Here is a 4031-nt window from a genome sequence, read left to right as displayed (position 1 = left end):
ATGTGGCTGGCAGGCGATCCGGTCAACGGCGTCGGGCTGGCGCTGCTGGTGGCGGATGTCGTTGCGCTGATCTGGCTGTTAACTAATCAACGTCTGCGCGCCTGTTTTTCCCTCGAGAAAGAATAACGGCACTTTTTGGCGAAACCGGACTCCAAGCAACGTTGATAAATAAGGAAGGAAGTGAAATGAAATCACTGCGTTTGACTTTATGCGCGATGCCGCTGCTATTGACCGGGTGTTCAACGTTGTCATCGGTGAACTGGTCTGCCGCCAATCCGTGGAACTGGTTTGGTTCTTCAACGCAGGTCACTGAGCAGGGCGTCGGAGCGTTAACTGGCGCAACCCCGCTGGATGAAAAAACCATTGCTGATGCGCTGGACGGTGATTACCGCCTGCGTAGTGGGATGAAGACCGATAACGGTAATGTGGTGCGCTTTTATGAAGCGATGAAAGATGACAAGCTGGCGATGGTTATCAATGGCAATCAGGGAACGATTAGCCGTATTGATGTAGTCGACAGCGATATTCCCTCTTCTGCGGGTGTCGAAATCGGTACACCGTTTAGCGACCTTTACACTAAAGCCTTTGGTAATTGTCAGAAGGCGACTGGCGATGACAGCGCGGGCGTTGAATGCAAAGCTGAGGGAAGTCAACATATTAGCTACGTCTTTTCCGGTGAGTGGAGCGGGCCTGAGGGCTTAATGCCGTCTGACGATACGTTGAAAGCATGGAAAGTAAGCAAAATTATCTGGCGGCGTTAATTTGCGTCTGAACAAATCGGCTTGTTAAAAAAACAGGTAGAATAGCGCCCATCAATGCCACGATGTCGTGGCATCTTTTTTTCAGGAGGAACAATGTCTCAGGTTCAGAGTGGCATTTTGCCAGAACATTGCCGTGCGGCGATTTGGATTGAAGCCAATGTTAAAGGCGACGTTGAGGCCCTGCGTGGGGCCAGCAAAACCTTCGCCGATAAGCTGGCGACCTTTGAAGCGAAGTTCCCGGATGCGCATCTGGGCGCGGTTGTTGCTTTTGGCAACAACACCTGGCGTACACTGAGCGGCGGCGTTGGCGCAGAAGAGTTAAAAGACTTTATCCCTTACGGTAAAGGTCTTGCCCCAGCCACCCAGTATGATGTGCTGATTCATATTCTCTCTTTGCGTCATGACGTGAATTTCTCCGTTGCACAGGCGGCAATGGAAGCCTTTGGCGACTGTATTGAAGTCAAAGAAGAGATCCACGGTTTCCGTTGGGTTGAAGAGCGCGATCTCAGCGGCTTTGTTGACGGAACGGAAAACCCGGCAGGCGTTGAAACGCGCCGTGAAGTCGCGGTTATTAAAGATGGCGTGGATGCTGGCGGCAGCTATGTGTTTGTGCAGCGTTGGGAACATAACCTGAAGCAGCTTAACCGCATGAGCATTCATGACCAGGAAATGATGATTGGGCGTACCAAGGAAGCCAACGAAGAGATCGACGGTGATGACCGTCCGGTTACCTCTCACCTGAGCCGTGTCGATCTCAAAGAAGATGGTAAAGGACTGAAAATTGTGCGCCAGAGCCTGCCATACGGCACCGCCAGCGGTACGCACGGCCTCTATTTCTGTGCCTATTGCGCCCGTTTGCACAACATCGAGCAGCAACTGCTGAGCATGTTTGGCGACACTGACGGCAAGCGCGACGCGATGCTGCGCTTCACTAAACCGGTGACCGGCGGCTATTATTTCGCGCCATCGCTGGATCGTTTGCTGGCCCTGTGATTTTTTTATGCCAGATGGCGCTGATGCCGCCATCTGGCACAATATAGCTCTCCCCCGAATCACCCAACGTCCGCTATGCTGATGATGCACTTGCGTTGACGCTCATCCTGAAAAATTACCTCCCACGTTCATTATTATTTATCTGCCAGTTTCTCGGTTATGACAACGGTATTAAATGGAATTATTTAGAATTAATAAACTATTAATACCAATTTATTACTTTAAAAATTCTGAATATATCTGAATTAAATCACAATTTAAATGTGAGGAAGATCAGGTTTTTTAATGCAATTTATGAAAACAAAATAAATAATAAGTGTAATTAATTTCGCCATAAATTGATTTAATGCCTTCATTTGTTGACAATTAAAATGACTGTCTTGTAATCTGAAAATGACCGAAAAATAACGGAATTTATATTTAACCATTTTGCAACAAAGGGTCATCGGAGGTTTTATGTCTACAAAATTATGGGGTGGGCGTTTTGATATGCCTACAAATAAACTGGTCGAATCTTATAATGCGACAATTATGCTGGAACAACGTCTCTGCCCTTTTGATATTCAGGGGAGTATTGCTCACGCCACTATGCTGGGCCGTCAGGGGATTATCACGCAGGATGAAGCGAATGCGATTATTGGCGGGTTAAGGCAGGTCAATAAAGAGATTGAGGAAGGGCAATTCGTTTTTGATACCGTTGATGAAGATATTCATATGGCGATAGAAAGACGTATGACAGAAATAATTGGTCCTGTAGGCGGGAAGCTACATACCGGCCGCAGTCGTAATGACCAGACGACTGTCGATTCGAAAATGCACATGAGATCGACTATTCGTGAAATTCAGCAGGATATCGTTCATCTACAAAAAGTTATTATCAGCAAAGCTGAAAATAACATTAATGCGATCATGCCTGGCTATACTCATTTACAGACCGGTCAGCCTATTCTGCTGTCGCACTGGATAATGGCATATTATTGGATGTTACGCCGTGACTGGACTCGTTTTGCAGACCTTTATCAACGCATGGGGGAATGCCCTTTAGGTTCAGCAGCCCTTGCCGGTACTACTTTCCCCATTGATCGTGATTTCACGGCTAAAGAGCTTGGCTTTGACAAACCGACTGAAAACAGTATTGATTCTGTCAGCGATCGTGACCATATGGTTGAATTCACTGCCGCCGCTGCTATGTGCTTTATGCATCTTACCCGTTTGTCAGAAGAACTGGTTTTATTCTCAAGTCAGGATTTTAAATTTATTGAGCTTTCAGATGATTTCTGTACCGGTTCCAGCATCATGCCACAGAAGAAAAACCCCGACGTGGCTGAAAAAATGCGCGGCAAAGGGGGGCGTATGTACGGAAATCTAATGGCGATGTTAACCATTATGAAAGGTATCCCTCTGGCCTATAATACTGATATGAGTGAGGATAAAGAGCAGGTCTATGACTCTATGGATACCTTACAGACCAGTCTGAAAATTATGGCGCCGATGCTCGAAAAAATGGTTATTCTTTCAGATAATACTCGCAGCGCAGCGGCAAGAGGATTTTCAAACGCAACCGATATGGCTGACTACCTGGTTCGTAAAGGCATTCCTTTTAGAGAAGCTCACCATATTGTTGGCAGTGCTGTTAATTACTGTATAAAACATAGAAAAATGTTGGAAGAGCTTACTCTGGATGAATTCCACACATTTGATGATAAAATCGAAAATGATATTTATGAGAGTATATCTCTCGAAGCATGTATTAAATCAAGAATGTCTTATGGTGGCACAGGGACTGATGCTGTTAAAAAACAGATCGAAATTGCTAAATCATATTTAAACTAATCCCGAGCATAGTAATTAATATCTCCCGGATGCAATATCCGGGAGACGCTTTGAGGTGAAAAATGGATGCTTTATTTTTTATACAATTATTTATTGTACTCGCCTGTATTGGTATAGGCGGGCGTTATGGCGGAATGGGGCTGGGTGCTGGTGGAGGACTGGGTGTTGCAATATTAGTTCTGGGTTTTGGACTAAAACCCTCCGCACCATCTATTACTGCAATGCTAATTATTATTTGTGTGATTGGCGCTGTCAGCGTATTACAGGCCGCTGGTGGGCTTGATTACCTGGTGCGCGTGGCTGAAAAATTACTCCGTAAAAAACCACAGGCAATTACTTTTGTTGCCCCCATATTAACTTCTATATTTACGCTATTCTGTGGGACTACTTACGTTGCTTTCTCTTTGTATCCGGTTGTCGCTGAAGTTGCTGCTGAAGCAAAGG

4 protein-coding genes and 1 pseudogene are annotated in these 4031 nt (G+C 45.8%); all 5 read left to right on the top strand.

From position 1 onward, the window contains the following. A pseudogene (locus FDW87_RS21400) lies at positions 1–126 on the top strand (DUF2919 domain-containing protein); the annotation flags it as partial. A 59-nt stretch (positions 127–185) separates the two neighbouring features. Next, on the top strand, positions 186–761 hold the full coding sequence (locus tag FDW87_RS01060; protein WP_016153940.1) for an RpoE-regulated lipoprotein: 576 nt from the start codon (positions 186–188) through the stop codon (positions 759–761). A 93-nt stretch (positions 762–854) separates the two neighbouring features. Beyond that, a complete protein-coding gene (gene yfeX / locus FDW87_RS01055) occupies positions 855–1754 on the top strand; it encodes a porphyrinogen peroxidase (protein WP_016153939.1) in 900 nt (299 codons plus the stop codon). Between the two features lie 456 nt (positions 1755–2210). Beyond that, positions 2211–3587, top strand: a complete 1377-nt coding sequence (gene argH / locus FDW87_RS01050; protein WP_019077352.1) for an argininosuccinate lyase — start codon at positions 2211–2213, stop codon at positions 3585–3587. 62 nt (positions 3588–3649) lie between these two features. Next, a partial coding sequence (locus FDW87_RS21395) for an anaerobic C4-dicarboxylate transporter family protein (RefSeq protein WP_252362928.1) occupies positions 3650–4031 on the top strand: 382 nt, incomplete at its 3' end.

The sequence above is a fragment of the Citrobacter sp. wls826 genome (genome assembly GCF_005281245.1).
GTDB lineage: Bacteria > Pseudomonadota > Gammaproteobacteria > Enterobacterales > Enterobacteriaceae > Citrobacter > Citrobacter braakii.
This window is presented reverse-complemented; position numbering and strand designations above follow the sequence as displayed.

Excerpts from the sequence above, each read along its gene's own strand:
- FDW87_RS01060 (WP_016153940.1), top strand. The coding sequence starts at position 186 with ATGAAATCACTGCGTTTGACTTTATGCGCGATGCCGCTGCTATTGACC.
- yfeX (WP_016153939.1), top strand. The coding sequence starts at position 855 with ATGTCTCAGGTTCAGAGTGGCATTTTGCCAGAACATTGCCGTGCGGCG.
- argH (WP_019077352.1), top strand. The coding sequence starts at position 2,211 with ATGTCTACAAAATTATGGGGTGGGCGTTTTGATATGCCTACAAATAAA.